At 71.1% G+C, this 25,356-nt stretch carries 26 protein-coding genes and 2 pseudogenes; 16 read left to right on the forward strand and 12 right to left on the reverse strand.

Going from position 1 to position 25,356, the window contains the following annotated elements:
• Positions 1-2: 2 nt before the first annotated feature.
• The 4 genes from BQ6202_RS12630 (at position 3) to BQ6202_RS12645 (ending at position 4,667) form a co-directional block, all read left to right on the forward strand.
• Complete coding sequence (locus tag BQ6202_RS12630) at positions 3-488, forward strand: Jag family protein (RefSeq protein WP_072314749.1); 486 nt, start codon at positions 3-5, stop codon at positions 486-488.
• 128 nt (positions 489-616) lie between these two features.
• A complete protein-coding gene (gene rsmG, locus BQ6202_RS12635) occupies positions 617-1,246 on the forward strand; it encodes a 16S rRNA (guanine(527)-N(7))-methyltransferase RsmG (RefSeq protein ID WP_072314750.1) in 630 nt (209 codons plus the stop codon).
• A gap of 1,517 nt (positions 1,247-2,763) precedes the next feature.
• Positions 2,764-3,597, forward strand: a complete 834-nt coding sequence (locus BQ6202_RS12640; RefSeq protein ID WP_083587273.1) for a ParA family protein — start codon at positions 2,764-2,766, stop codon at positions 3,595-3,597.
• The gene (locus BQ6202_RS12645) at positions 3,594-4,667 is read left to right on the forward strand and encodes a ParB/RepB/Spo0J family partition protein (RefSeq protein WP_072314752.1); all 1,074 of its coding nucleotides are present in this window, start codon (positions 3,594-3,596) and stop codon (positions 4,665-4,667) included. Before BQ6202_RS12640 ends, BQ6202_RS12645 begins: the two co-directional genes overlap by 4 nt.
• Positions 4,668-4,757: 90 nt before the next feature.
• On the opposite strand, the gene trxA is transcribed toward BQ6202_RS12645, so the two are convergent.
• The 5 genes from trxA to BQ6202_RS12670 all read right to left on the reverse strand — a co-directional run bounded on the left by trxA (position 4,758) and on the right by BQ6202_RS12670 (position 10,271).
• Positions 4,758-5,069 (reverse strand): thioredoxin, encoded by a 312-nt coding sequence (gene trxA / locus BQ6202_RS12650; RefSeq protein ID WP_072314753.1) that lies wholly within the window; start codon positions 5,067-5,069, stop codon positions 4,758-4,760.
• Positions 5,066-6,040, reverse strand: a complete 975-nt coding sequence (trxB, locus tag BQ6202_RS12655) for a thioredoxin-disulfide reductase (protein ID WP_072314754.1) — start codon at positions 6,038-6,040, stop codon at positions 5,066-5,068. Before trxB ends, trxA begins: the two co-directional genes overlap by 4 nt.
• A 44-nt stretch (positions 6,041-6,084) precedes the next feature.
• Positions 6,085-6,459 carry a hypothetical protein gene (locus BQ6202_RS12660; RefSeq protein WP_072314755.1) on the reverse strand — a complete coding sequence of 125 codons (375 nt, stop codon included), beginning with the start codon at positions 6,457-6,459 and terminating at the stop codon, positions 6,085-6,087.
• A gap of 111 nt (positions 6,460-6,570) precedes the next feature.
• Entirely contained in the window at positions 6,571-8,232 is a 1,662-nt protein-coding gene (gene murJ, locus BQ6202_RS12665) for a murein biosynthesis integral membrane protein MurJ (RefSeq protein WP_083587274.1), read from the reverse strand.
• Positions 8,229-10,271, reverse strand: coding sequence for a DUF6049 family protein (locus BQ6202_RS12670; protein WP_072314756.1), 2,043 nt, complete (start codon positions 10,269-10,271; stop codon positions 8,229-8,231). Before BQ6202_RS12670 ends, murJ begins: the two co-directional genes overlap by 4 nt.
• A gap of 75 nt (positions 10,272-10,346) precedes the next feature.
• Here BQ6202_RS12670 and BQ6202_RS12675 point away from each other — a divergent pair, with 75 nt between their 5' ends.
• The 6 genes and pseudogenes from BQ6202_RS12675 to dnaB all read left to right on the forward strand — a co-directional run.
• Positions 10,347-11,795 (forward strand): CCA tRNA nucleotidyltransferase, encoded by a 1,449-nt coding sequence (locus BQ6202_RS12675; RefSeq protein WP_072315178.1) that lies wholly within the window; start codon positions 10,347-10,349, stop codon positions 11,793-11,795.
• Positions 11,796-11,963: 168 nt separating this feature from the next.
• Positions 11,964-12,252: pseudogene (rpsF, locus tag BQ6202_RS12680) on the forward strand (30S ribosomal protein S6); the annotation flags it as partial.
• 160 nt (positions 12,253-12,412) lie between these two features.
• On the forward strand, positions 12,413-12,964 hold the full coding sequence (locus BQ6202_RS12685; RefSeq protein WP_072314758.1) for a single-stranded DNA-binding protein: 552 nt from the start codon (positions 12,413-12,415) through the stop codon (positions 12,962-12,964).
• A gap of 57 nt (positions 12,965-13,021) precedes the next feature.
• Positions 13,022-13,276 carry a 30S ribosomal protein S18 gene (rpsR, locus tag BQ6202_RS12690; RefSeq protein WP_072314759.1) on the forward strand — a complete coding sequence of 85 codons (255 nt, stop codon included), beginning with the start codon at positions 13,022-13,024 and terminating at the stop codon, positions 13,274-13,276.
• A 12-nt stretch (positions 13,277-13,288) separates the two neighbouring features.
• Entirely contained in the window at positions 13,289-13,741 is a 453-nt protein-coding gene (gene rplI / locus BQ6202_RS12695) for a 50S ribosomal protein L9 (protein ID WP_072314760.1), read from the forward strand.
• 443 nt (positions 13,742-14,184) lie between these two features.
• Positions 14,185-15,471, forward strand: a pseudogene (gene dnaB / locus BQ6202_RS12700) (replicative DNA helicase); the annotation flags it as partial.
• Between the two features lie 189 nt (positions 15,472-15,660).
• Here the strand turns inward: dnaB and BQ6202_RS12705 are convergent.
• Positions 15,661-15,942, reverse strand: coding sequence for a Fe-S cluster assembly protein HesB (locus BQ6202_RS12705; RefSeq protein ID WP_072314761.1), 282 nt, complete (start codon positions 15,940-15,942; stop codon positions 15,661-15,663).
• A 136-nt stretch (positions 15,943-16,078) separates the two neighbouring features.
• Between BQ6202_RS12705 and BQ6202_RS12710 the strand changes: the two genes are divergently transcribed.
• Positions 16,079-17,161 carry an NYN domain-containing protein gene (locus tag BQ6202_RS12710; RefSeq protein ID WP_072314762.1) on the forward strand — a complete coding sequence of 361 codons (1,083 nt, stop codon included), beginning with the start codon at positions 16,079-16,081 and terminating at the stop codon, positions 17,159-17,161.
• Between the two features lie 62 nt (positions 17,162-17,223).
• On the opposite strand, the gene BQ6202_RS14925 is transcribed toward BQ6202_RS12710, so the two are convergent.
• Positions 17,224-17,700 carry a hypothetical protein gene (locus BQ6202_RS14925; protein WP_072314763.1) on the reverse strand — a complete coding sequence of 159 codons (477 nt, stop codon included), beginning with the start codon at positions 17,698-17,700 and terminating at the stop codon, positions 17,224-17,226.
• A gap of 144 nt (positions 17,701-17,844) precedes the next feature.
• Between BQ6202_RS14925 and BQ6202_RS12720 the strand changes: the two genes are divergently transcribed.
• A complete protein-coding gene (locus BQ6202_RS12720) occupies positions 17,845-18,768 on the forward strand; it encodes an Fpg/Nei family DNA glycosylase (RefSeq protein WP_072314764.1) in 924 nt (307 codons plus the stop codon).
• 27 nt (positions 18,769-18,795) lie between these two features.
• Here BQ6202_RS12720 and BQ6202_RS12725 read toward each other — a convergent pair whose 3' ends face one another.
• The 3 genes from BQ6202_RS12725 to BQ6202_RS12735 all read right to left on the reverse strand — a co-directional run bounded on the left by BQ6202_RS12725 (position 18,796) and on the right by BQ6202_RS12735 (position 21,047).
• Positions 18,796-19,077 (reverse strand): YciI family protein, encoded by a 282-nt coding sequence (locus tag BQ6202_RS12725; protein WP_072314765.1) that lies wholly within the window; start codon positions 19,075-19,077, stop codon positions 18,796-18,798.
• Between the two features lie 51 nt (positions 19,078-19,128).
• A complete protein-coding gene (locus BQ6202_RS12730) occupies positions 19,129-19,704 on the reverse strand; it encodes an NADPH-dependent FMN reductase (RefSeq protein ID WP_072314766.1) in 576 nt (191 codons plus the stop codon).
• Positions 19,705-19,826: 122 nt separating this feature from the next.
• The gene (locus BQ6202_RS12735; RefSeq protein WP_072314767.1) at positions 19,827-21,047 is read right to left on the reverse strand and encodes an amidohydrolase; all 1,221 of its coding nucleotides are present in this window, start codon (positions 21,045-21,047) and stop codon (positions 19,827-19,829) included.
• 73 nt (positions 21,048-21,120) lie between these two features.
• Here BQ6202_RS12735 and BQ6202_RS12740 point away from each other — a divergent pair, with 73 nt between their 5' ends.
• Genes BQ6202_RS12740 through BQ6202_RS12750 form a run of 3 tightly spaced genes read left to right on the forward strand, consistent with a single transcriptional unit; the run spans position 21,121 to position 22,558 of the window.
• Positions 21,121-21,705: a hypothetical protein gene (locus BQ6202_RS12740; protein ID WP_072314768.1), complete on the forward strand. Its 585-nt coding sequence runs from the start codon at positions 21,121-21,123 to the stop codon at positions 21,703-21,705.
• A complete protein-coding gene (locus BQ6202_RS12745) occupies positions 21,702-21,968 on the forward strand; it encodes a hypothetical protein (protein ID WP_072314769.1) in 267 nt (88 codons plus the stop codon). The genes BQ6202_RS12740 and BQ6202_RS12745 overlap by 4 nt, the downstream gene beginning before the upstream one ends.
• On the forward strand, positions 21,965-22,558 hold the full coding sequence (locus BQ6202_RS12750; RefSeq protein ID WP_072314770.1) for a hypothetical protein: 594 nt from the start codon (positions 21,965-21,967) through the stop codon (positions 22,556-22,558). Before BQ6202_RS12745 ends, BQ6202_RS12750 begins: the two co-directional genes overlap by 4 nt.
• Positions 22,559-22,576: 18 nt before the next feature.
• Here BQ6202_RS12750 and BQ6202_RS12755 read toward each other — a convergent pair whose 3' ends face one another.
• Both BQ6202_RS12755 and BQ6202_RS12760 read right to left on the reverse strand, forming a co-directional pair.
• On the reverse strand, positions 22,577-23,266 hold the full coding sequence (locus BQ6202_RS12755; RefSeq protein ID WP_072314771.1) for a response regulator: 690 nt from the start codon (positions 23,264-23,266) through the stop codon (positions 22,577-22,579).
• Positions 23,230-24,465 carry a sensor histidine kinase gene (locus BQ6202_RS12760; RefSeq protein ID WP_143143729.1) on the reverse strand — a complete coding sequence of 412 codons (1,236 nt, stop codon included), beginning with the start codon at positions 24,463-24,465 and terminating at the stop codon, positions 23,230-23,232. The genes BQ6202_RS12755 and BQ6202_RS12760 overlap by 37 nt, the downstream gene beginning before the upstream one ends.
• A gap of 117 nt (positions 24,466-24,582) precedes the next feature.
• Between BQ6202_RS12760 and BQ6202_RS12765 the strand changes: the two genes are divergently transcribed.
• Complete coding sequence (locus tag BQ6202_RS12765; RefSeq protein WP_072315179.1) at positions 24,583-25,326, forward strand: GAP family protein; 744 nt, start codon at positions 24,583-24,585, stop codon at positions 25,324-25,326.
• Positions 25,327-25,356: the final 30 nt, after the last annotated feature.

Here is a 25,356-nt window from a genome sequence, read left to right on the forward strand (position 1 = left end):
GCATGACGGAGCAGGACACGTCCGTGCGGGACGAGCACGCCGAGGTCGACGAGGGCGAGATCGCCGCCGACTACATCGAGGGCCTGCTCGACATCGCCGACTTCGACGGTGACATCGAGATCGACCAGTCGGATGCGCGCACCACGATCGTCGTCGGCGAGGCCGGCGACGACCTCGGCGGGCTCTCGAAGCCCGAGGTGGTCTCGGCGCTGCAGGAGCTGACGCGACTGGTGGTGCAGCAGCAGACCGGTGAGTTCTCTCGCCTGGTGCTCGACGTGGCCGGTTCGCGCGACGCCAGGGCCGAGGAGCTGCAGGCGATGGTCGACGAAGCGGCGACCGCGCTGGAGGACGGGGCGGAGCGTATCGCGCTCGAGCCCATGTCTTCCTACGAGCGGAAGCTGGTCCACGACCTCATCCGCGATCGCGGACTGTCGAGCGAGTCCGAGGGTGAGGCGGCCGACCGCCACATCGTCGTGCTCCCTGCCTGAATCCTGTCACCACGGTGTCGCACGACGAGCGCCCCGACCGGCAGATGCCGCGTGCCGCCGCTGATGCGGATCGAGATGGTGTTGCTGTGCCGACAGCTGCAGCACCCACTCCCCCGCCGACTGCACCCTTGCTCGAGGAGGAGCCCGCTGCAGCGGTCGCGCTGTTCGGGGACCGGATCGCGCTGGCACGCTCGTACACCGCGTCGCTCGCGGAGCACGGCGAGACGCTCGGCCTGATCGGACCGCGCGAGCTGCCACAGCTCTGGAGTCGACACATCCTCAACTCTGCGCTCGTCGCACCGCTGCTGCACGGGCGTGTGGGCGATGTCGGGTCGGGTGCCGGCTTGCCTGGCCTGGTGCTGGCGATCGCTCGGCCAGACGTCGAGCTGACGCTGATCGAGCCGATGGAGCGTCGCACCGATTGGCTGCAGAGCGAGGTCGACCGGATGGGTCTGACCAATGTCACCGTCTTGCGAGCTCGGGCCGAGGAGCTGCACGGATCGGGGCTGCTGAAGCCCCTGGACCAGATCACTGCGCGAGCGGTGTCCGCTCTTCGCACCTTGATCCCCCTCACCGCTCCCCTGGTCCGCAGTGGCGGGCAGCTGGTGCTGCTCAAGGGCGGTCGTGCCGAGGAAGAGATCGCCGCTGCGCAGAAGGTGATCCGCAAGCATCGGTTGCATGACGTGGAGGTCCTGGACCTCGGTGCTGGGCACGGCCTCGACACGACGCGCGTGGTGCGGGCGGTCGTCGACCCCTGAGCGTCGGCTCTCCCCGTAGGAGTGCTGCGGGCAGCCGGTGCACTTCGGTGGGCGTCAGGACGATGCCGGCTCGCGGACTCCGGGCGTTTCACGTGAAACACGCGTGTCGGAGCCCGTCGCGGTGAGCGGATGGTGCCGCGGCTCTCGCCGCACGGTGCACGTGCGCGGTGCCAGCGGCGCCCGCGCTCCGACGCTGGATTCTCACTGCGAGCGGGTTGCTTTGCGGGTGCGGCGCGCCTCGGGTGCCCTAATGGGGGTTTCGCTGAGAGCCGAGCGGCGTCACCTGCGAGTATGACAGCACCGCTGTTCGCGAGATCGGCGGAGTCAGGCAGAGATGCTGCCCACGCGATGATTGTGCGTAGGCGTGGCTCGACCGGCGTTTCACGTGAAACGGAGGCTGAATCTCACGTGCTGGTTCATCCAGACGACGGCATGGTCGGCCCGGCCGGTCGTGCACCTCTCGGCGAGGACACGCGCGGCGAGTCGTCATTCCGTCGGTGCGCGCCCAGCGCCGCGTGTTTCACGTGAAACACCGGCTTCGGTAACGCGCGGAGCACCGGTGGCGGCGGGTGGTCCTGGGGTGGCTCAGCGTCAGGAGATGCGCTCGATCCGTGCCGAGGCTCGTAGATACTCGATCTGCCGCGGTGTTTCACGTGAAACGCCTGCGAGACGCAGGAGGACGGAACGATGCAGCCCGAGCTGCGCGCGCGAGCGCACGCTGCTGGGGGCGCGCGTGGCTGAGGCGACGGCACTGTTTCACGTGAAACACCGGTCGTCGAGGCTGGCGAGGGCGCCGATGCCATCGCGCATTCCGAGGGGGCCGTAGTAGCGCGGCAGCATAATGGGGCGCATCAGGGCAAGGTCAGAAGGAGCGCGCTGATCGCGCTGCACTCCGCATGCACCTCGGAGCTGAGGCTGCAGTGCGGAGGTGCGGCAGGCGCGGCCGTTTGCGACGAGCGCTCGACTCATGTGAGAACGATCCGGCGCGGGCCGTGGGCCCCGCTACCGCTGAGCGAGCCCGATGAGGGCGCTGCGCGTTCGAGTGAACCTCGAGATCGAGCAGTGTTGCTGGCGTACTGGGCCGGTGCGGGTCCTCCACGCCACGTGGTCGTTCGTAACAGCGGTCGGGGGCCGCCTGTGGAGAACTGTGGACAACTGCGTCGCGCACGGCACGTGCGTAGGCGATGGCAGCGCTCGGGCTAGGTGCAACTTCCGCGGAAACTCGCGGAAGTTGGCGTGTACCCCATAAGGCTCACCTCCGCGTTGAGGTCCAGTGGAGTTGTCCACAGGCGAGGTCTGCCGTGTGGACAAGTCACGCGCCACCCGACGGGCGTGGCCGTGGCCCTGCGTGAGTGGCTGCGGACTTTGCGAATCGGCGCGCGCGGTCCAGACTGGATACCGCATCCCACTCGGCTCGTCGCGCTCGGCGCGATGTTCCACGTGAAACATCATTCAGGAAGGCACGCGTGACCACGGGAAAGTTCGATACGACTCCGATCGCCCGGGAGCTCGCCGCCATGGCGCGCCGCCGGCAGGCGCTCTCGGCGCAGCAGCTGCCACTGCCCTCACGGACGCGCATCTTCACCGTGGTGAACCAGAAGGGCGGCGTCGGCAAGACCACGACCGCCGTCAACCTCGCTGCTGCCCTCGCGCAGGGCGGTGCGCGCGTGCTCGTGCTCGATCTGGATCCCCAGGGCAACGCATCCACCGCGCTCGGCATCGATCACCACGCCGACGTCATGAGCACGTACGACGTGCTCATCGACGGCGAGTCACTCACCGATGCGATCGCCATCAGCCCGCAGAGCAAGCAGCTGCAGGTCGTGCCGTCGACCATCCACCTCGCTGGTGCCGATCTTGAGCTCGCAGGCATGGAGCGACGCGAGCACAGGTTGCGAGAGGCGCTGGACGCGCACCTCTCGACGACGGGGGAGCCCCCCCACTACGTGTTCATCGACTGTCCGCCATCCTTGGGGCTGCTGACGATCAACGCGTTCACCGCCGCGACCGAGGTCCTGATCCCGATCCAGTGCGAGTACTACGCGCTCGAGGGCGTCACGCAGCTGCTCGACACCATCGGTCGGATCCAAGCGCACCTGAACCCCAAGCTCGACGTGAGCACCGTGCTCCTCACGATGTTCGACGGCCGCACGCTGCTGTCACGGCAGGTCGTCGACGAGGTGCGGGCGCACTTCCCCGAGCAGACCCTCGAAGCGGTCATCCCCCGCTCGGTGCGCGTCTCGGAAGCCCCGGGCTACGGCCAGACGGTGATCGCCTACGACCCCAACTCACCCGGAGCGCTCTCGTATCGCGAGGCTGCCACGGAGATCGCACGCAGAGGAACCGCATGAGCAAGAAGGCAGGGCTCGGGCGCGGCATCGGCGCGCTCATCCCCACTGGTCCGTCGGTCATCGAGGGCGCACCCGACACGTCCCCGGATCCAGCCTCGGAGCGCACGACCTCTGACGGCTCGCGGACGCCGCCCAGCGACACCGCCCCGGCACGCCGCCGTCGGCCATCCAAGGCGGGATCTCGACCCGTCGACGTGTTCTTCTCAGGCGAGGAAGAGGATCAGCCGCTGCTGGAGGTGCCGGGTGCGACGCTCATCGCGGTCGCCCCCACGGCCATCCGCCCGAACGCCAGCCAGCCGCGCACGGTGTTCGACGAGGACGATCTCAGTGAGCTCGAGCACTCGATCCGCGAGTTCGGTGTGCTGCAGCCCATCGTGGTGCGGCCCGCGGCCCTCGGCGAGGATGGCACGCAGTACGAGCTCATCATGGGGGAGCGGCGCTGGCGAGCGAGCCAGCGCGCCGGTCTCGAGACGATCCCGGCGATCGTCAGGGACACCGCCGATGACGCCATGCTGCGCGATGCACTCCTCGAGAACCTCCACCGCGCGCAGCTCAACCCGCTCGAAGAGGCATCGGCGTACCAGCAGCTGATGGAGGACTTCGCGATCACGCAGGAGGAGCTGTCACGGCGCATCGGGCGCAGTCGTCCGCAGATCTCCAACACCATCCGGCTCCTGAAGCTCCCGGAGGGCATCCAGACGCGCGTCGCCTCAGGGGTGCTCTCGGCTGGCCATGCGCGCGCGATCCTGTCGCTCTCCACGGTGGAGGCTCAGGAGCAGCTCGCCGCGAAGATCGTCAATGAGGATCTCTCAGTTCGGGCTGCGGAGGCCGCCGCAGGGCTCGTGCAGACGCGCAGCCCGCGCAAGGCGCCGACGAAGGGCGCGCTCCAGCACGGGCTGGACGAGATCGCAGTGCGCCTCGAGGACCGCCTCGACACGCGCGTCAAGGTGACGCTCGGCCGCTCGAAGGGCCAGCTGACGATCGACTTCGCGACCGTCGCCGACCTGAACCGCATCCTGGCGCAGCTGGGGGAGCAGGGATTCGGATCCGAGGAGCCGGCCGCCGAGTGAGCGACGGAGCGCGCCGCCGCACGATGCGGCTGCCGCACGAGTGAGGGCCCCCGGAACGCATCCCGGGGGCCCTCACGCATGCGTGCGCGCTCAGAGGAACTTCGCGAGCTCCTGCTCGATCGCGGGCTTCGGGCGCGCGCCGATCAGCTCGTGCACGACCTCGCCGCCCTGGAAGACCTTCATCGCCGGGATCGACGTGATGTTGTAGCGCATGGCCAGGTCGGGCTCCTGGTCGACGTTCACCTTGACGACGTCGAGCTTCTCGGTCTCGTCGTTGATCTGCTCGAGGATCGGGCTGACCGCGCGGCACGGGCCGCACCAGGCAGCCCAGAAGTCCACGACGACGGGCTTCTCAGACTTCAGCACGTCCTGCTCGAACGATGCGGTGGTGACTTCCTTCACAGTGCTGCCTCCGTAGGTGCGGTTGCGAGAGCCGGCACGGCGTGCGCGGCCAGGTAGTGCTGGGCGTCGAGCGCCGCCACGGTGCCGGAGCCCGCTGCGGTGATCGCCTGCCGGTAGGTGGGGTCGATGACGTCGCCCGCGGCGAAGACACCGGCGACCGAGGTGCGTGACGTGCGGCCGTCGACCGCGATCGTGCCCTCGGTGGTGAGGTCGAGCTTGCCGTGCACCAGGTGGGTGCGCGGGTCGGAGCCGATCGCCACGAAGACGCCGTCGATCGGCATCTCCCAGGTCTGGCCCGACGTGGTGTCGCGCAGCGTGACCGCGGAGACCTGCTGCGTGCCGTTGACGTCGGTGCCGGTGATCTGCTCGACCACCGCGCCCGTCAGGAACTCGATCTTCTCGTCGGCGCGCGCGCGGTCGAGCATGACCTCGCTGGCGCGGAAGCGGTCGGAGCGGTGCACGATCGTCACCTTGTCGGCGAACTTCGTCAGGAACGTCGCCTCCTCCATCGCGGAGTCGCCGCCACCGACGACGATGAGCTGCTTCTGCTTGAAGAAGAAGCCGTCGCAGGTCGCGCACCACGAGACGCCGTGGCCCGACAGGGGCTCCTCGCCGGCGACGCCGAGCTTGCGGTAGGCAGAGCCGGTCGCGAAGATCAGCGTGCGCGTCTCGAGCACCTCGTCGCCCACGTGCACCCGCTTGACCTCGCCGTCGAGCTCGAGCTCGGTCGCATCCTGCATGCGCACGTCGGCACCGAACCGCTCGGCCTGCTGCTGCATCGCGAACATGAGGTCGGGGCCCTGCACGCCGTCGGGGAAGCCCGGGAAGTTCTCGACCTCGGTCGTGGTCATGAGGTCGCCGCCCATCTCGACGCTCGAGGCGAGCACGATCGGCTGCAGATTGGCGCGCGCTGCGTAGATCGCTGCCGTGTAGCCGGCCGGCCCGGAACCGATGATGATGACGTCGTGCACGAGACCTCCTGGGTCATGGCGGGTTGCTCCCGAGACAACCGATTCTAGGTCGTCGGCATTCCCCGGAGCTCGGTCAGCAGGTCGCCCGTCGCGGCGTCCACGACGATCAGCCCGTCGGCGGGCCACTCCGGCGTGCGGCGCACGACCGGCTGCACGACGCGGTCGCGGATGCGTCGATCCCACGAGTCGACGAGGCGCGCGGTGTCGGCGTCCACGATGAGCACCGCCGGGTGCGCGTGCGCGAGCGAAGAGGAGGCATCCGACGACCACCAGCCCTCGACCGCGAGCGGCCGAGACGGTGCGGCGAGCTCGCGCTGCTGCTCGCGCTCGCGCGTGAGGCTGCCGGCGACGATCGCGCCGACGCCGGCGAGCGCGCCGACGAGCAGCGGTGCCGCGATGCGGATGAGCGGACTCGCCATGCACGCCTCCTGACGTCCCTGCGTGGTCGTGAGAGGCATCCGCCCCCGACCGATCGCCATGCTAGAGGGCGAGCGTGTGCACCGCCTCTGCGTCGGCGGAGCACCACCCGTTCAGGCCGGGTCGGTCCCGGTGGGCGGGAGGCCGCCGCCACGGCCGCCGCGGAGCTTGCCGACCACGATGGCGACGGTGGCGCGGAAGTCCGGGTTGCGCGTCAGGTAGAGCAGGCCGAAGTAGATCACGGCGATGACGACGCCTGCCGTGAGCGAAGTGGTGATCGCCCCGGCGAAGTTCAGCGTGCCGAAACCACCGGGCCGATAGCCACCCATCGCCCACACGGTCGCGGCGCCTGCAGCAGCCGCAGGCAGGGCGAAGGCGAGGTACTGCAGGTGGCGCAGCGCGATGAGCTTGAAGCCGAAGGGGCCGATCTTCCGGCGCACGAGGATGAGCCAGATGGAGCAGGAGATCAGGTTGGCGCCCGAGACCGCGAGCGCGGTGCCGACGATGATCCACTCGCCGGGCAGGGTCGAGGCCGCCCACAGGAGGGCGAAGGTGACGAACATGCCGAAGCAGGCGTAGAAGAAGGGGGTGCGCGTATCGCCGAGCGCGAAGAAGACGCGCTGGATGACGTACTCGGCGCTGAACGCCACGAGGCAGATCAGGAAGGCCCAGATGACCTGCGCCATCGCGAGCATCAGCTCGAACTCGGGGTCGAGCAGGCGGGCGAAGGGCACCGCGATGACGGCCACCGCGAAGGCCGAGATCGTGGTGAGCATGCCGACACCGCGGAGCGCCGAGGAGAGGTCGGTGCGGATGCCCGCCATGTTCGACTCGCTCGCGTGATGGGACATGCGGGTGAAGTAGGCGATCGCGATCGACACGGCGATGATCGAGTGGGGGAGCGAGAACACGAACCAGGAGTTCTGCATCGTGGCGATGTTCGCCACCTCACCCATCGAGGCGACGCGCGACTGCACGACGCCCTTGATCTGGCCGATGATGACGATGCCGAAGAGCCACAGCGCTGCCTTGCCGGTGGCGCGCAGGCCCACGCCGCGCCAGCCGAAGTCGAGCCGGAAGCGCATGCCCGTCTTGCGGAAGAAGAGCACCAGCACGAGCGCCTGCACCGCGACGCCGGCGGTGGTGACGATGCCGAGGATGGCGATGCGGTCGGCATCCCAGACCTGGACGGCGCGGTTCACCCGCTCGCCGCCGAACAGCAGGATGAAGGCGCCCAGGCCCGCGATCGAGACGACGTTGTTGACGACCGGCGCCCACGTGTAGGGGCCGAACTGGCCGCGCGCGTTGTAGATCTCGCCGAGCAGCGTGTAGATCGCGTAGAACAGGATCTGCGGCATGCACCAGTAGGCGAGCGCGGTGGCGAGCGCCATCTGCTCGTTCGTGAAGCCGAGCCCGCCATCGCCCGCACTGACCGCGTAGAGCTGCACGAGCCAGGGGGCGGCGACCGTCGCGATGGCCGCGAGCAGCAGGAACACCGTGCCGCCGAGCGTCAGGATCTTCGAGACGTACGACTCGCCACCATCGGCAGCCTTCGACGCCCTGACGATCTGTGGCACGAGCACAGCGCTCATGACGCCGCCGGCGACGAGCGCATAGACGTTGTTGGGCAGCTGGTTGGCGAGGCCGAAGGTCTCAGCGGCAGCCGAGCCCGACTGGCCGATCGCGGCCGCGAGCACGACCATCTTCACGAAGCCGAGCACGCGCGACACCATCGTGCCCGACGCGATGATCGCGCTCGCCCTGCCAGCGTTCACGCGGTCTCCTCCTGGGTCGTGCCGGGGGTGCTGCCGCTCTGGTCTCGGCTCGCGAGGTCGATGTCGCCGCGAGTCTCGCCGCGGCGGCGCTTCTGGATCGAGCGCAGGATGCCGAACCCGAGCAGCAGCACGATCGCCGCGCCGAGCGCCCAGGCGACCGCGACCTCGATCGTGGGCTGCGCAGAGACGCTCATGCGCTCGGTCTGCCCGAGCGGCACGCCGTCGGGGGTGTAGAGCTGGGTCAGGACGAACAGGCCGCCGGTGCCGACGACGTCGATCGGCACCTGCACGCGCTGCTGGCTGCTCGGGGCGATCGTCACCTCGACGCGCGGCTGGTCGACGCTCACGAGCGCGTTCGTCGGGCGGAGCGTCAGCACGACGTTCGCCGGCACGTCGAGCGTGTTCGTGATCGTGACGGGCAGGCCGACGCTCTCGCCGACCGCGCGGATCGGGCTGCCGGGCACGATCTGCACGGCGTTGCGCACCTCGTTCAGCGTGCCGGCGAGGCTCGCGATCGCTGTGCGGTCGGCGTCGGTCACGGGGGTGCCGGCATCGGGGAGGGCGACGAGCAGCGCGAGGCGCAGCTCGGCCAGCAGCGTGCTGGGCTCGTCGACGATCGAGGCGATGCTCGCGACCGCCGCCTCCTCCTCGAGCGCCTCGGAGACGAGCGCCGCGCCGTCGCCGAGCGCCGGCTCGTCGACCGGCGCGAGCGCGGCCTCGCGCGCGGGCCCTTCGAGCGCTGCATCGAGGTCGGTGGTCTCGACGAACTGCGCCCCCGCGAGATCGTCGAGCAGGGCGGATGCGTCGCCGCGCGTCACCGGCGGCAGCACGGCCGCGAGGATGCGCGGATCGCTCGGCCGCTCGCGCGTGACGGTGGCCAGCAGTGCGAGGACCTGCGCGCGCACGGCGGACGCCTCGAGCGGATCGGTGGAGGCGGACTCGACGACCAGCTGCTGCAGCTGCGCGTCGGCGGCGAGCAGGCGGACCCCGTCGATCTCGACGCCGGCGCTGGGCGTCGCGCCGCCGAGCTCCTCGTCGAGCATCCCGGTGGAGAGCACGAGCGTGCCGGCCTCGGTGAGCGAGGCGAGCTCCGCCTGCTGCACGCTCGTGCTCGTGGCGTCGATCACGGGCTCGCGGCTGCCGGTGGAGCCGAACGACGCAGGCAGCGGGCGACGGCCGTCTGCGCGCGGGATGCCGAGGGGCTCGAGCGGGTAGGTGTCGGCGCGCAGCTGCGCGAGCGGGTCGGCGTTGCCGTAGAGCAGCGGATAGGTCTCGCGGGTGTCTGCGCGCTCGAGCCACTCGACCGCGGCCTCCGGCGCATCCGCCCCCAGCGCCTCGACGCTGGTGCCGAACGCCGGATCGATGCCGATCGTCGCGCCCGCGTCGAGCGCCGCGTCGAGCGCGCCGTAGGCGCCGCCGCCGAAGTCGGTCTCCGCCTCGAGCGCTGCTGCGTCGAGCAGGCCGGTGGCGTCGACGCCCGAGTCGATCGGGGCGGCGAGCGCGAGGGTCGTCGGCTGTGCCTCGCCAGGGACGTCGCGCACCACGACGCTGTTCGCGCCACCGTAGGTCTCGGTCGCCGCGGCGATGCCGTAGGCGCCCCACGCGCGACCATCGAGCCCCAGCTGCTCAGCGCTGATCGTTGTGCGCATGGCGTGGTCGTCGTCGGCGCCGAGCGCCGGCACGTTGACCGTCGCGACGACCGAGCTGGCCAGGAACCCCTCGCCGGCGAACCAGCGGCTCAGGCTGTAGCGGGTGCTGATCGGCGCGGAGGTCAGCAGCACGTCGACGGTCGAGGCGGCGGTGGGCTCCTGGCCCGCGTTGTCGAACTCCAGCTCGACCACGAGGCCCTCGCCGTCGCCCACGAGCGGGTCGACGGGGGCGATGCGCACGGTGGGCACCTGCTGCGCCGTCTCGTCCGGCACGCCCGTCGCCGAGGCCGCTGCGGGGGCCAGCAGGGGTGCGGCGAGCGCCGCGGTCGCGAGCAGGGCGACGGCGCACGAGGTCGCGCGCCGGCGCGCGAGGCGACCTCCCGACAGCATGGTGGCAAGTGTAGGCCGCTCGCCTACGACCGCTGCCCGCCGCCCGACCTGCCAGAATGATGCGTCGTGACCGACATGGCTGAGGCGACCGCGCGACTGCACGCGCTCGTCGCGACCGCGCCCACGACGCAGCTCGCGGCTGCGTTCACCGCTGCCGGGCACGAGCTCTCGCTCGTCGGCGGTCCCGTGCGCGACGCCTTCCTCGACCGGCCCGTCACCGACCTCGACTTCGCCTCGAGCGCGAGCCCCGACGAGATCCTGCGGATAGTCGCGCCGCTCGCCGACGCCACCTGGGATGTCGGGCGCGAGTTCGGCACGATCGCCGCGCGCATCGGCGACGACACGATCGAGATCACCACCTACCGGGCCGACACCTACGACGGCGTCTCCCGCAAGCCATCCGTCGCCTTCGGCGACTCGCTCGAGGGCGACCTGGTGCGGCGCGACTTCACCGTCAACGCCATGGCGCTGCGGGTGACGCCGCTGCGCGGCGATCAGGCGGCGGATGCGTCGCCGCAGCTCGTCGACGTCGGCGGCGGCCTCGAGCACCTGCTGGCGGGCATCCTCGACACCCCGCAGGCAGCGGAGCAGTCGTTCGACGACGACCCGCTGCGCATGATGCGCGCCGCGCGGTTCGCGGCCCAGCTCGGCTTCGACGTCGCGCCTCGCGTCGTGACCGCCATGACCGAGCTGGCCGACCGCATCCGCGACATCTCTGCCGAGCGCGTGCGGGACGAGCTGAGCAAGCTGCTGCTGACGGGCGACCCGGTGCCGGGGATCCGCCTGCTGACCGACACCGGCATCCTCGACCGCGTGCTGCCGGAGGTGCCGGCCCTGCGCCTGGAGGCCGACGAGCACGCGCACCACAAGGACGTCTACGAGCACTCGCTCACCGTGCTGCAGCAGGGGATCGAGCTCGAGGCCCTTCGCCACCCGGGCGCCGCCCCTGATCTCGTGTCGCGGCTCGCGGGGCTCCTGCACGACATCGGCAAGCCCGCCACGCGCCGCATCGAGGGGCGAACGGTCACGTTCCACCAGCACGACCTCGTCGGGGCGCGGATGGCGAAGAAGCGGCTCAAGGAGCTGCGCTTCGACAACGACACCATCAAGGCGGTCGCGCGGCTGATCGAGCTGCACCTGCGGTTCTACGGCTACGGCGAGCAGGCGTGGACCGACTCCGCCGTGCGGCGCTACGTGCGCGACGCCGGGCCGGTGCTCGAGCGCCTCCACGTCCTCACCCGCTCCGACGTCACCACGCGCAACCGCCGGAAGGCCGAGCGGCTCGAGTTCGCCTACGACGACCTCGAGCAGCGCATCGCCGAGCTGCGAGAGCAGGAGGAGATGGAGGCGGTGCGCCCCGACCTCGACGGCGAGCAGATCATGGCGATCCTGGGGCTGCGACCGGGACGCGAGGTGGGAGAGGCCTACCGGATGCTGCTCGAGCAGCGCCTCGAGCACGGTCCGCTCGGCGCCGAGCGCGCGGAGGCCGTGCTGCGCGAGTGGTGGGCAGCCCGCCCGGCCTGATCGCGGCGTGCAGCGGTCGGCTGCGCCCTAGCGCGGGGTGACCGCCTGCGGTAGGCTTCACAGGTTGCGCTCTGCGCTGCTCGTCTTCGAGCGGCCGCCGCGCACCATGCATACCCTCCTGCTGCAGACCGTCTGCAGCCGTTCTAGTCCGAAGGAGGTGGGTGAAGCATGCAGGAATACGAACTGATGGTGATTCTCGACCCGGAGGTTGACGAGCGCACTGTCGCTCCGTCGCTCGACAAGTTCCTCAACGTCGTCCGCAACGACGGCGGCACGATCGACAAGGTCGACATCTGGGGCCGTCGTCGCCTGGCCTATGAGATCGACAAGAAGTTCGAAGGCATCTACGCCGTCGTCAACTTCTCGGCCGAGCCCGCGACCACGACCGAGCTGGACCGTCAGCTGGGCCTGTCCGAGGCCGTGATGCGCACGAAGGTGCTCCGCGCCGAGGTCGCCGTCTCGCAGACGAGCCTCTCGCGTCGTCAGGCAGAGGCGAAGGCCACGAAGGCAGCTGAGGCTCCCGCCGCTGCCGCCGCTCCGGCCACGACCGACGCGAAGCCGTCCGACGCGAAGCCGTCGGACGCACCGACGCCCGCAGAGGCAGAGGCGAAGTAGCAATGGCTGGCGAGACGACCATCACGGTGGTCGGCAACCTGACTGCCGACCCGGAGCTGCGCTACACGCAGAACGGCCTCGCCGTCGCGAACTTCACGATCGCGTCGACCCCCCGCACGTTCGACCGACAGGCCAACGAGTGGAAGGACGGCGAAGCGCTGTTCCTCCGCGCGTCGGTGTGGCGCGAGTTCGCCGAGCACGTCTCGCAGAGCCTGCAGAAGGGCAGCCGCATCATCGCGCAGGGCCGCCTCAAGCAGCGCTCGTTCGAGACGCAGCAGGGCGAGAAGCGCACGGTCATCGAGCTCGAGGTCGATGAGATCGGCCCCTCGCTCCGCTACGCGACCGCGCAGGTCACCCGCACCACGGGTGGCGGCGCAGGGCGCAGCTCGGGCGGCAACCAGGGCGGCGGCGGCTTCGGCCAGCCGCAGCAGGTCGCCGACGAGCCGTGGGGTCAGCCGCAGTCGCAGGCCGGTGGCCAGCAGGCCAGTGGCCAGCAGGGCGGCGACGTCTGGGGTGCCCCCGGCACCTCGTACAACGACGAGACGCCCTTCTAAGCCTCTCGCACTCACCATTCTCCCGGGACGGCAGTCCCGAGCATGAAAGAAGGACACATGGCTGGCAAGCCGCAGAACCGCAAGCCGCGGGGCCCGAAGGGCGGCAAGAACGTCGCCCCGGCGAAGGCGATCAAGGTCGGCGTCATCGACTGGAAGGACGTCGCGACGCTCAAGAAGTTCATCTCGGAGCGCGGCAAGATCCGTGCCCGTCGCATCACCGGCGTGTCGGTGCAGGAGCAGCGCCTGATCGCGAAGGCGATCAAGAACGCGCGAGAGATGGCGCTCCTGCCCTACTCGGGCGCCGGACGCTGAGGGGGCTGAACGATGGCAAAGCTCATTCTCACGAACGAGGTCTCCGGCCTCGGCTCCGCTGGTGACGTGATCGAGGTCAAGAACGGCTTCGCTCGCAACTACCTCGTGCCCCAGGGCCTGGCTGTCGCGTGGACGCGCGGCGGCGAGAAGCAGGTCGAGTCGATCAAGGCAGGCCGCGTCGCACGCGAGCACGCCACGATCGAGGAGGCGCAGGACCTGCGCGCCCGCCTCGAGGCGAACCCCGTCACGCTGTCGGCCAAGGCCGGCGCTGAGGGCCGCCTCTTCGGCTCGATCCAGACGAAGGACATCGCTGACGCCGTCGAGGCAGCCGGTCACGGCTCGATCGACAAGCGCGTCATCGAGATCGCGACGCCGATCCGCTCGGTCGGCGACTACCAGGCGACCGCTCGCCTGCGCGACGAGATCGTCGCGACGATCACCCTCAAGGTGGTCGCCGCGAAGTAGTCGCGACACTGCACGAAGGCCCGCATCCCACCCGGATGCGGGCCTTCGTCATGTGCGCGGCGGGGGTCGGATGTGTGTCAAATCGCAGTGGGGGACAGGAACCTTCAACGTGCACTTCAGGGATGCTTCTCCCCACCGGGTGTGGAAACGAAAATGCCCGGTCAGAGCCGCTTTCGGGGGGAATCCTCATCCGCATTCCACAGATCTGTGCACAGGCGTGCGGAGTGTCGAGGCGGCGATGCGGCGGCGTTGTCCCCAGGTCTCCACAGATCTCTCCACAGGGCGATTCGACGCCGGGTCTCGCGGCTTCTAGCCTGTGCGAGGCTCCCTCATCTCGTGTGGGTGGAGTGCGGCATCGTCGAGTCGGAGGGGGCACCGTGACGAATCTGGCTGAGATCGGCATCGACGAGAGCCGCTACAGCGAGCGCACGCCGCCGTTCGACATGCTCGCGGAGCAGTCGGCGATCGGCGGCATGCTGCTGTCGAAGGACGCGGTGGCCGACTGCCTCGAGACGGTGCGCGGCGTCGACTTCTACCAGCCGAAGCACGAGATCGTCTACGAGGCGATCCTCTCGCTCTACTCGCGCGGCGAGCCGACCGACGTCATCACGGTCTCCGACGAGCTCACGAAGACGGCGATGCTCTCCCGCGCTGGCGGCGTGGAGTACCTGCACTCGCTGACCTCGATGGTGCCGACGGCGGCGAACGCCGGCTTCTACGCAGAGATCGTCGCCGAGAAGGCGGTGCTGCGCCGCCTCGTGGAGGCCGGCACCCGCATCGTGCAGATGGGCTACGCCTCCGAGGGCGAGGTCACCGACCTCGTGAACAACGCGCAGGCAGAGATCTACGCCGTCATGGGCGACGACCAGTCCGAGGACTACGTGCCCCTCAGCATCGCCGTCGAGATGGCGATCGAGGAGATCGAGGCCGCGAAGGGCCTCGACGGAGTCATGACGGGCGTGCCCACGGGCTTCCGCGAGCTCGACGAGCTGACCAACGGCCTGCACCCCGGGCAGCTCGTGGTCATCGCCGCTCGCCCCGGCCTCGGCAAGTCGACGCTCGCCATGGACCTCGTGCGCTCGGCGTCGATCAAGCACGACATGCCCTCCGCGTTCTTCTCGCTCGAGATGGGGCGCACCGAGATCGCGATGAAGCTGCTCTCGGCCGAGTCGAACATCCTGCTGCAGAAGCTGCGCAAGGGCTCGATCGAGGGTCGCGACTGGACGACGCTCGCGCAGGTGCGGGGCCGCATCAACGACGCGCCGCTCTACATCGACGACAGCCCCAACCTCACGCTGGTCGAGATTCGCGCCAAGTGCCGCCGGCTCAAGCAGCAGGCAGGCCTGAAGATGGTCGTGGTCGACTACCTCCAGCTCATGACGAGCGGCAAGAAGGTCGAGTCGCGCCAGCAGGAGGTCTCGGAGTTCTCACGATCGCTCAAGCTGCTCGCGAAGGAGCTGCAGGTGCCCGTCATCGCGCTCTCGCAGCTCAACCGTGGCCCTGAGCAGCGCGGCGACAAGAAGCCGGCGATCAGCGACCTGCGCGAGTCGGGCTCGATCGAGCAGGATGCCGACATCGTGATGCTGCTGCATCGCGAGGACGCCTACGACCGCGACATCCGGCCGGGCGAGGCAGACATCATCGTCGCGAAGCATCGCGGTGGCCCCACGAAGACCATCCCGGTCGCGTTCCACGGCCACCTGGCGCGCTTCGCCGACATCGCTCCGGGCATGGGCCCGAGCGACGGCGGCGGCATGTCGGCCATGCCACCGGGCGGCACGCCCTTCGGCGGCTCCCCCTATGGTGCACCGCAGGAGCCGCCGCCCGTCGAGGGCTGACGCTCCAACCCCCGGCCGCAGCGCGAAGCGGGGCCCCGGCATCGTGCCGGGGCCCCGCTCCGCTGTGCTGCTGCGCTTCGATCAGCCCTGCTGGCCGATGGCGAAGTCGACGCGCCCGTCGGGCTGCGCGGATGCGTCGAGGATCTTGTCGTCGAGGGTCTCGGCGGCCTGCGGGTCGAGGAAGACCTTCGCCCCGGCGGACTCGACCACCTGGTCCTCGGCCTCCGGCTGGTTCGCGACGGCGACGTTAAGACCCGCGCCCTCGAGGTCCTGCGAGATGCGGATGCCGCCGGTCTGCGGCGCCTGCGCACCGTCGACGATGCCGGTGATGACGGTCTGGGCGTTCTCGGTCAGGGTGAGCATGGCGCTCCTTCCGTTGGCGAGCAGGCCACGATGCCGGTCCCGCGCCGACGATGCAAGCCGATCAGGGGGCTCGGGCGTGTCGCCGGGTGCGCACCGCGCGGCGCCTCGAGCGAGTTCGCCTGACAGACTGGCTGGCATGCCCACTGATCTCGAGGCGCGCGTCGCCGTCTACATCGACTTCGACAACATCCTCATCTCCCGCTACGACCAGCTGCACGGTCGGGGCGCCTTCCACGCCGACAAGGTGCGCACGCTGCACGCCGACGGCGGCCGCGAGTCGAAGGCTCGCACCCGCTTCCAGCAGGCCACGGTCGACCTCGGCGCGATCATCGACTACGCCTCGAGCTTCGGCTCGATCGTGCTGAGTCGCGCCTACGCCGACTGGTCCGTGCCGGCGCACGCCGCCTACCGCGACCAGCTGCTCGCGCGCGCGGTCGACCTCGTGCAGATGTTCCCGACGACGCGCGCGCTGAAGAACGGCGCCGACATCCGCCTCGCGGTGGACGTGGTCGAGGACCTGTTCCGCCTCGACGCGATCACGCACGTCGTGATCGTCGCGGGCGACAGCGACTACATCGCCCTCGCGCAGCGCGCGAAGCGGCTCGGCAGCTATGTCGTCGGCATCGGCGTCGCCGGCAGCACCTCGAAGTCGCTCGCGGCCGCGTGCGATGAGTTCGCCGACTACGACGCGCTGCCGGGCATCGACCCCGTGCAGCTCGACGAGCTCGAGCCCGAGCCCGAGGCGGCGGCAGCCGCTGCGCCTGCGGCGTCGAAGCGCCGCTCGAAGCGCGGCACCAAGTCGGAGGCGAGCGCCGAGGCCGCGGCGGCGGAGGACGAGCAGGCAGCGGATGTCGCGGCCGAGCCCGCCTCGGAGCAGGTCGCCGAGCCCGAGCCCGCCCGGCCGCCAGCCCGACGCAGCCGCCGTGCGACGAGCGCTTCGGTCGCGGCCGAGCAGGATGAGGTGGCGATGACGCCCGACCAGCGCGGCGATGCCGCGACGGGCCTCCTCGAGCGCGCCATGCGCATCCTGCACCAGAAGACCGACGACGAGTGGCTGCACGCCAACGTCGTGAAGGAGCAGATGAAGCGCATGGACCCGGTGTTCAACGAGAAGTCGCTCGGCCACAAGTCCTTCTCCGACTTCGTGACCGCGCGCGGCGACCTCGTCGACATGCGCGAGGAGGGGCAGGCGCGCCTGCTGCACCTCAAGGACGCCTAGCCCGACAGCAGCGAGGCTCCCCGTCGATCGACGGGGAGCCTCACTGCTGTCGTGGGGGTGGTTCAGCCGTTCGAGCCTGCCGAGCCGGCGGATGCGGCGGAGACCGGCGATGCAGGCGTCTGGACCGAGGCGGGTGACGGAGCCGATGCCGGTGACGGAGCGCTGGCGGGGCTGGACGCGGATGCCTGCTGCTGCGCCTGCACCTGCTGCGCCTGCGCCTGCGGCGCCGGCGCCGGTGCCGCGGCTGCCGAGAGCGCCGAGGCGGGCGAGCTCGCCACCGGCGAGGTGGCCGACTGCGTCGCGGACGGCGCCGAAGCGACGGGAGCCGATGCGGCAGAGACGACGGATGCGTGGGCACCGCTCGTCGTGATCTCGACCGCACCGCGGGTGGTGATGTCGCCGGTGATCGCTGCGCCCTGCACGACCGCGCCGTCGGCGCCGCGCAGCTCGACCGCGCTCGCGACGGTCGCGGCGCTCGCGGCGATGGCGCCGAGGCCGAGGGCGGAGATGGTGCTGATGGCGATCCACTTGGTCTGCATGGTGAGGCTCCCGATCCTGGTGCGTGCTGTTCGTGTGCGTCGTTCGCGTTGCCATCACTCTCTCGAGCAGCGGTGAGGCGCAGAGGAGGGCTGGGTGAGAGGCCTCTCATGGAGCGTGTCGGCGGTACGCGGCACACTGGACCCATGCCGGAGCTGCCGGAGGTCGAAGCGCTGGCGACCGATCTGCGCGCACGCCTGGTCGGCCGCACGATGCGCCGCGTCGACGTGCCGTCGATCTCCGCGCTCAAGACCTTCGACCCATCCGTGGACGCACTGCGCGGCACGACGGTCACCGCAGCGGGCCGGCGAGGCAAGCACCTCGTGCTGACCGTCGACAGCGGGCTGCACCTGGTGATCCACCTCGCCCACTCGGGATGGGTCAGGTGGCGCGAGGCGTCGCCGCGCCCGACGGCCGGTCGAGGCCGCGGGCCCCTGGCAGCGCGCGTCGTGCTGGAGGCGCCAGCCGGCGACGGCGAGCGCGGCGACGGCGAGCGCGGGGGCGACGAGCTGGGCGGCGACGGCTTCGACCTGACCGAGCAGGCGACGCAGAAGCGGCTCGCGCTGCACGTCGTGCGCCACCCCGAGCAGGTGATGTCGATCGCGACGCTCGGGCCCGAGCCGCTCGATGCAGCCTTCACCGAGGAGCGGTTCGCCGCGATCCTCGCCCACGCCGGCAGGGCGCAGATCAAGGGGGTGCTGCGCGATCAGCAGCGCATCGCCGGCATCGGGAACGCCTACTCCGACGAGATCCTGCACGCCGCGCGCATGTCACCGTTCCATCCTGCGTCGATGCCGGCTGCCGACGTGCAGCGCCTGTACGCGGCGCTGCGACAGGTGCTCGGCGAGGCCGTGGAGCGCGCTCTGAGCGTCAGCGCAGCGTCGCTCAAGGCCGAGAAGCGGCAGGGGATGCGCGTGCACGGCCGCAAGGGCGAGGCCTGTCCCGTGTGCGGCGACACGGTGCGACAGGTCATCTATGCCGAATCGACCTTCGAGTACTGCGCCACGTGCCAGACGGGCGGCAAGCCGCTCGCCGATCGCGTGCTGTCACGGCTCGGCGTGCGGCGATAGCCCAGGGCTCCGGCCGGCGAGGAGCCGTCAGCTCGACGGGCCAGGGATCCCGCCGGTCGCGATCGTCCACGGCTGCGCGGTGACCACCCGCACGCCGGGCGCCGAGTAGTAGGGGTCGTCGGCGATGGCAGCCTCGACGGCAGCCATGTCGTCGGTGCTGAACAGCAGCAGCGCCCCCGACTGATCCTCGAAGGGGCCGCCGGCCAGCAGCAAGCCCTGCTCGTGGAGCGCGGCGGCGCGCTCACGGTGCGCGGGACGCAGCTCGAGGCGGGCGGGGTCGTCGGAGAACGAGAGGATGACGGCGATCATGGCTCCAGCCTAGGCACTGCCAACGGCTCGCCTCCGACGAAGCCCGAAGGCCTAGGCCGCGACGAGCTCCTCGGCAGCCGCCGAGACCAGCAGCTCGACGCTCTCGCGCAGCGCTGCCTCGGAGCGGCCGACGAACGCGGATGCGTCGATCATGCGCATCGACTCGTCGAAGTCGGTCGACGCGAAGGGCATCTGCACGCCCTCGCCCTGCAGCGCGAGCCCGATGTAGCCGAGCACGGCGCTGAGCTGCGCGGCGGCCGAGCGGCCGCCCGCCCAGCCGTAGGAGACGACGATCGCGGGCTTGGCGACCCACTCGGACTTCAGGTAGTCGATGGCGTTCTTGAGGGCCGCCGGGTAGCCCGAGTTGTAGTCAGGGGTGACGAAGACGACGCCGTCGAGGGCCTCGATCCGCCCGGCCCACGCGATGGTGTGCGGCTCGGTGCGCACGCCGGATGCCGGCGGCATCGCCTCGTCGAGCAGCGGCAGCCGGATCTCGGCCAGGTCGAGCATGACCGCGTCGGCTCCGGCCGACTCGAGCAGGGCGACGAGCTCGTCGGCGACGGGCCTGCCGACGCGGACGGGGCGGGTGCTGCCGACGATGATGCCGATCTGCGGGCGTGCAGACATGATGCTCCTCAGGGTCTGGGGTGGGTGCTGGCGCGCCTCGACGCGGCGCCGCAATCAGACAACGCGGCGCGCGCGCCGCTATTCCGAGCAGTGCGGCCGCGGCGGCCGGGCTCGAGCGCGCCCTAGGCGAGGAAGGCGCGCGCCGCGGCCACCATGGCGGTCGTCGCGGTGTCGAGCGTGGGCTGCAGCACCGGGATGAAGTCGGGGGAGTGGTTCGACGGCACATCCGCGTCGGCCGTGCCGCGCGCGGTCGCGTCGGCGACGAGCTGCGGGTCGAAGCCGCCGTAGAACCAGTAGACCGACGGCGCACCCCAGGTGTCGGGCAGGTAGCTGAAGTCCTCCGACCCGAGCACCGGGGTCTGCGGCAGGTGCCGCTCGCCGAAGAGCGCATCGAACGCTGCGCCCACGGCCGCAGCCGCATCCGCGTCGTTGATCGTGAGCGGCGCCCGCTCACCGGTCTCGATGGTGGCGGCCGGCGCACCGGCGACCGCGCACTCGCCCTGCACGATGCGCTCGATCGCGGCGATCATGCGGGCGCGCACCTGCTCGTCGAAGGTGCGGATGTTGATCTCGAAGCGCGCCGTCTCGGGGATGATGTTCTGCCTCGTGCCCGCGTGGAAGGTGCCGATCGTGAGCACGGCCTGCTCGCGGGGCGCGACCTCGCGCGACACGATCGTCTGCAGGCGCAGCACCATGCTCGCCGCGAGCACGATCGGGTCGATCGTCTTCTCGGGCTGCGAGCCGTGGCCGCCGCGCCCCCGCACCGTGACGACGAAGTGATCGCTCGCCGCCATGACCGGGCCGCCGGCGGTCAGCACCGTGCCGGCCGCGCCGGGCATCACGTGCTGGCCGAGCGCCACGTCGATGCCGCCGGGCAGCAGCTCGCGCAGCGCCTCCTGCATGCCGAGCGCGCCGTCCATGGTCTCCTCGGCGGGCTGGAAGAGGGCGATGACCGTCCCCGACCAGTCGTCCTGGTCGAGCAGGATGCGCAGGGCGCCGTGCAGCGAGGCCATGTGGGTGTCGTGCCCGCACGCGTGCATGACGCCGACCGGCGTGCCCGCGAGATCGGCCGTCGCGGTCGAGCGGTAGGGCACCTGCTCGACCTCGGTGACCGGCAGCCCGTCCATGTCGGCGCGCAGCAGCACCGTCGGGCCCTCGCCGCGGCGCAGCACGCCGACGACGCCCGTGGCGGTGCCGACCCGCTCGTGCACCTCGAAGCCCGACTCTCGCAGCAGCTCGGCCATGCGCGCGGCCGTGCGGTGCTCGCGCGACGAGAGCTCAGGGCTCGCGTGCAGCTCGCGGTAGAGGTCCTCGATGAAGGGGCGGTGGTGCTCGAGCGTCATGCGGCCAGGCTACGCCGCCGACCGCACCGGGGCCCCGCGCCGATAGGATCGATGGCGAACCGTGAGGAGAGCCGTGACCGCCACGCCCGTCGCCTCGCAGGAGCTGCAGCACTGGCACCTCCCTGCGCTGCGCGCCATCCCCGCCCTCGTCGTCGGTCTGCCGCTGCCCTTCGTCCTGCTGCACTCACCGCGCGTCGGGCTGATCGCGCTCGCCGCGCTGCTGCTCGGCAGTGCCGCGGCGGTGTGGGTCGCGCGCCGTCGCGTGCCGGAGGGCACGGGCGCGTGGCCGACCGTCGTCGCCGTGTGGTCGGGTGTCGTCGGCGTGGTCGCCATCGCGATGGCGATCATCGCGCCGACACCGGCGGTGCTCGGGCTGACGGTCGCCCTGTGGGCCGTGCCCGCGGGCCTCGTCGAGCTGCAGGGCTGGGTGCGGATGCGCGCCACCACCGAGCCGCGCACGCGCCAGCTGGCACGCGACTGGCTCGTGGTCGGCGGGTTCACGGTGCTGCTCGGCATCGTGTTCGCCTTCCTGCGCGATCCCGTCAGCCTCACGGGCTTCATCGGCGCCTACGCCGTCATCGTCGGCGTCTTCCACGCGGTCGCGGCGCTCTCCGCACGCCCGTCCCGCGCCACCTCGAGCGAGCGGAGCGATGCATGAGCGACGCAGATCCCCAGCGACCCGGCCAGCCCAGTCGACGCCAGAAGCTGAAGCCCTTCGAGTACCTGGTGTTCGCCGCCGTCGCGGGCGGCTTCATCGGCCTCGTCGTCATGCTGAGCGTGCGCGACGTGACGCTCGCGCTCATCTTCGGCGGCGTCGGCTTCATCGCCACGCTGCTGCTGACCGCGACCATGATGCTCGCCATCAAGCCGAAGGGCCGCTCGTCGGCCGACCTCGACAAGCGGGACGGCTTCGAGGCGTGAGGCGCGCGCGGGGGCTGGCAGCGCTGCTGCTGCTGCCGCTCGCGCTCGGGGGCTGCACCACGTTCTCGTCCTCCCTCGAGACCGCGCCGCCGGCCGCGAGCGACCACGGCGCGGACCACGGCCCCCATCCCGACGGCCCGCACCTCCTCGCCGAGGGGCGCGCCTTCGATCCCGCGAGGGACGACGTCGACCCCGAGACCGACTGCGACGGCCGCGGAGGGCGCGAGACGCTCACGACGTTCGACCGGTCGGCCTGGCCGGGTCTCGACGTGACCGCTGGTGACGCGCGCCTGACGTGCGGCAACGCATCCGGCGCCGGCTGGCGCCACATCGCCGACGGCCACACGGATGACTTCGGCGAGCTCGCCGACCTGGTCGACGCCGACTGGGAGGACGTCGCGTGGTTCGCGATCGACCGCGCCCTGGAGCAGCCGACGCGGGTCGAGGAGTACCGCGATGACATCGTGAACTACGACGTGCTGGTCGAGTACGTCGACGGCGGCGCGGTCGAGCGCTCGTGGATGGTGACGGTCGGGGTCGGGCTCGGCTCAGGGCAGATCATCACCTCGTTCCCCGACGAGCAGCACTGATGCAGGGCCGGCCGCGCGTCAGGGTCTGAGCCCCGCCTCGCGCGCCACGATCGAGGCCTGCAGACGGGTCGAGCACCCGAGCTTCGCGAGCACGCGCGACACGTGCGTCTTCGCCGTCGCGGCGCTGATACCGAGCCGCTGCGCGAGCTCGGCGTTCGAGAGCCCGTCGCCGAGCGCTGTGAGCACCTCGCGCTCGCGCTCGGTGAGCGCGGCGACACCCGGATGCTCGATCGGCTCAGGCGGCTGGGGAGCTGCCGCGAACGCATCGAGCACGCGGCGGGTCACCTCTGGCGCCATGACCCCCTCGCCGCGCGCGACGCGACGCACGGCGTCGACGAGCGTCGCGGCATCCGCCGACTTGAGCAGGAAACCCGCGGCTCCCGCACGCAGAGCGTCGAAGACGTAGTCGTCGAGGTCGAAGGTCGTGAGCACGAGCACGTGCGCGAGCCGCTCGGCGACGATCGCGCGCGTCGCCGCGATGCCGTCGGTGCCGGGCATGCGCACATCCATGAGCACGACGTCGGGCCGCAGCGCGCGAGCGTTCCGCACCGCGGCGGCGCCGTCGCCCGCCTCGCCGACGACGTCGAGGCCTGCGGCCTCGAGCAGCAGCCGCAGACCACCCCGGATCGCCTCGTGATCGTCTGCGATGATCACGCGCGTCGCGGCGTCGCTCACGATCGCAGCGGCAGCGTCGCCCGCACCGTCCATCGCGCACCTCCCTCGGTGGTCGCGCCGTCACCGGCGCCGCGGCCGCGACCGTTAGCATCGCCGCGACCGCCGCCGGGATCGATGTCGTCCGGCCCGGCGCTGAGGTCACCGCCGAGCGCGAGCGCGCGTTCGCGCATCATGCGCACCCCGAGGCCCGCCGAGGGCGGTGCAGCCAGGCGACCGGACACATCCATCGCCGAGTCGATTCGGAGCGCCATGGCGCCGCGCGCGTGCGAGATGTGCACGGTGACGGGGGAGCCAGGCGCGTGCTTCATGGCGTTCGTGAGCGATTCCTGCAGGATGCGCCCCGCTGCTTGGTCGGTCGCCACGGCCATTGCGGGTAGCGTGCCCTCGAGCGAGACCTGCAGACCCCGCTGCCGAGCGCGCTCGACGATGCCCTCCGCGTCGCTGACCCGGTCGGGTGCCGATGGGGATTCCCCGCCCGAGCGCAGCACCAGGATCATCGAGCGCATCTGCTCCAGGCTGCGCACGCTCGCCGCGCGGATGGTCTCGAGTGACGAACGGGGCGCGGTGGGCGCGGCGAGCGCAGCCTCGGTGTGGATCGCGATCGCCGCGAGCTCGCTCGCGATCGCGTCATGGAGGTCGCGCGCCATGCGGGCTCGCTCCTCGCGCACCACATCCTGCTGCGTCATCGCCGCGAGCCGTTCGAGGTCGTCGGCGCGCGCTGCCTCGAGCGCAGCCCTCGCACGCTCGCGCTGCACCGCAAGGCCCCACCAGTAGGGCGTGCCGACGATCGCGAACAGCTGCAGCCCCGTGAGCGCCGTCATGCGCAGATCGCCCGTCAGCGCGAGCACGAGCAGCGTGGCACCGACCGCGAGCCCGGCCACGAGGGCGAGCAGCACTCGCCTGCCGCGGTCGCTCGTGTGCAGCACGGTGCTGTAGATCGCGTCGATGAGCGCGAGCAGCATGCCGATACCCCCGCCGAGGGCGAGATCGACGCAGCTCAGCACCGCGGTCGCCGCGAGCACCGAGAACGGAGCGCGGCGCTTGGCGAGCAGCACGAGGCACGCGAGCGCCAGCAGGCCCGCCTGCACCCACGGCACGTGCCCGAGCAGCAGCGGCGGGTCGGAGACGAACGGTGCGTCGAGCGCGATGAACAGCAGGCCGATCGCGAGCGTGGCCGCAGAGGTCAGCGGGATGCGCCACGCGCGCACGCGTGACGGCAGTGGGCTCGTCATGTCCACATTCCAGCACGCCGGAGCGCGATAGCCGTCGGCCGAAGGATGCAGTCCGCTCGTCGAGGTCGCACCGTTCGGGTGATGCGCGCGCAGCCGCACCCCCGGGAGTCTCGAGCCGTGGACATTCCCCTGCTGCTCTCCCTCGCTGCGCTCGCACTCGTGGACAGCCTGAGCGTCGGCACGCTGCTCGTGCCGGTGTTCTTCCTCATCGCACCTGGCAGCGTGCGCGCCGGCCGCGTGCTGCTCTACCTCGCCGCGATCGCCGGCTTCTACGTCGCCGTTGGGATCGCGCTCGCGAGCGGGGCCGGCTGGATCGCCGAAGTGCTCGCACCCGTGACCGACAGCGAGCCGGTGCTGTGGCTGCAGCTCGTCACCGGAGCTGCCTTGCTCGCCGGAGCTCTGATCTTCGGCCGTGCCGCGCCGAAGCCGGGCACCCCCGAGGCGGAAGCGCTGCTGAACCGGCCTTCGCGCCTAGGTCGCTGGCGCGACACGGCGATGGCAGGTGGCGGTGGCGGCGCGCTCATCGGCATCGCCGTGGCCGCTGGCGCACTCGAGCTCGCGACGATGCTGCCGTACCTCGCAGCGATCGGCATGCTCACCTCGGCTGCGCTGCCGCTGCCGCAGCTGGTGGCGGCGCTCGCCGGCTACTGCCTCGTGATGATCGTGCCCGCGCTGGCGCTGCTCGCCGGTCGGGTGCTGCTGCGCGGGCTCGTCGAGCCTGCGCTGCAGCGCCTCGCGCGCTGGCTGCAGCGCAACGGCCCGGAGAACACCGCGTGGATCGTCGGCATCGTCGGGTTCCTCCTCGCGCGCGACGCCGCTGGCCGGCTCGGCATCGAGGTGCTCGGCGCTTCGTTCGGCTGAGGCGACTCGTCGCCAGCGTCTCGCTCCTGC

The organism is Agrococcus sp. Marseille-P2731 (assembly GCF_900117395.1).
Taxonomy (GTDB): Bacteria; Actinomycetota; Actinomycetes; order Actinomycetales; family Microbacteriaceae; genus Agrococcus.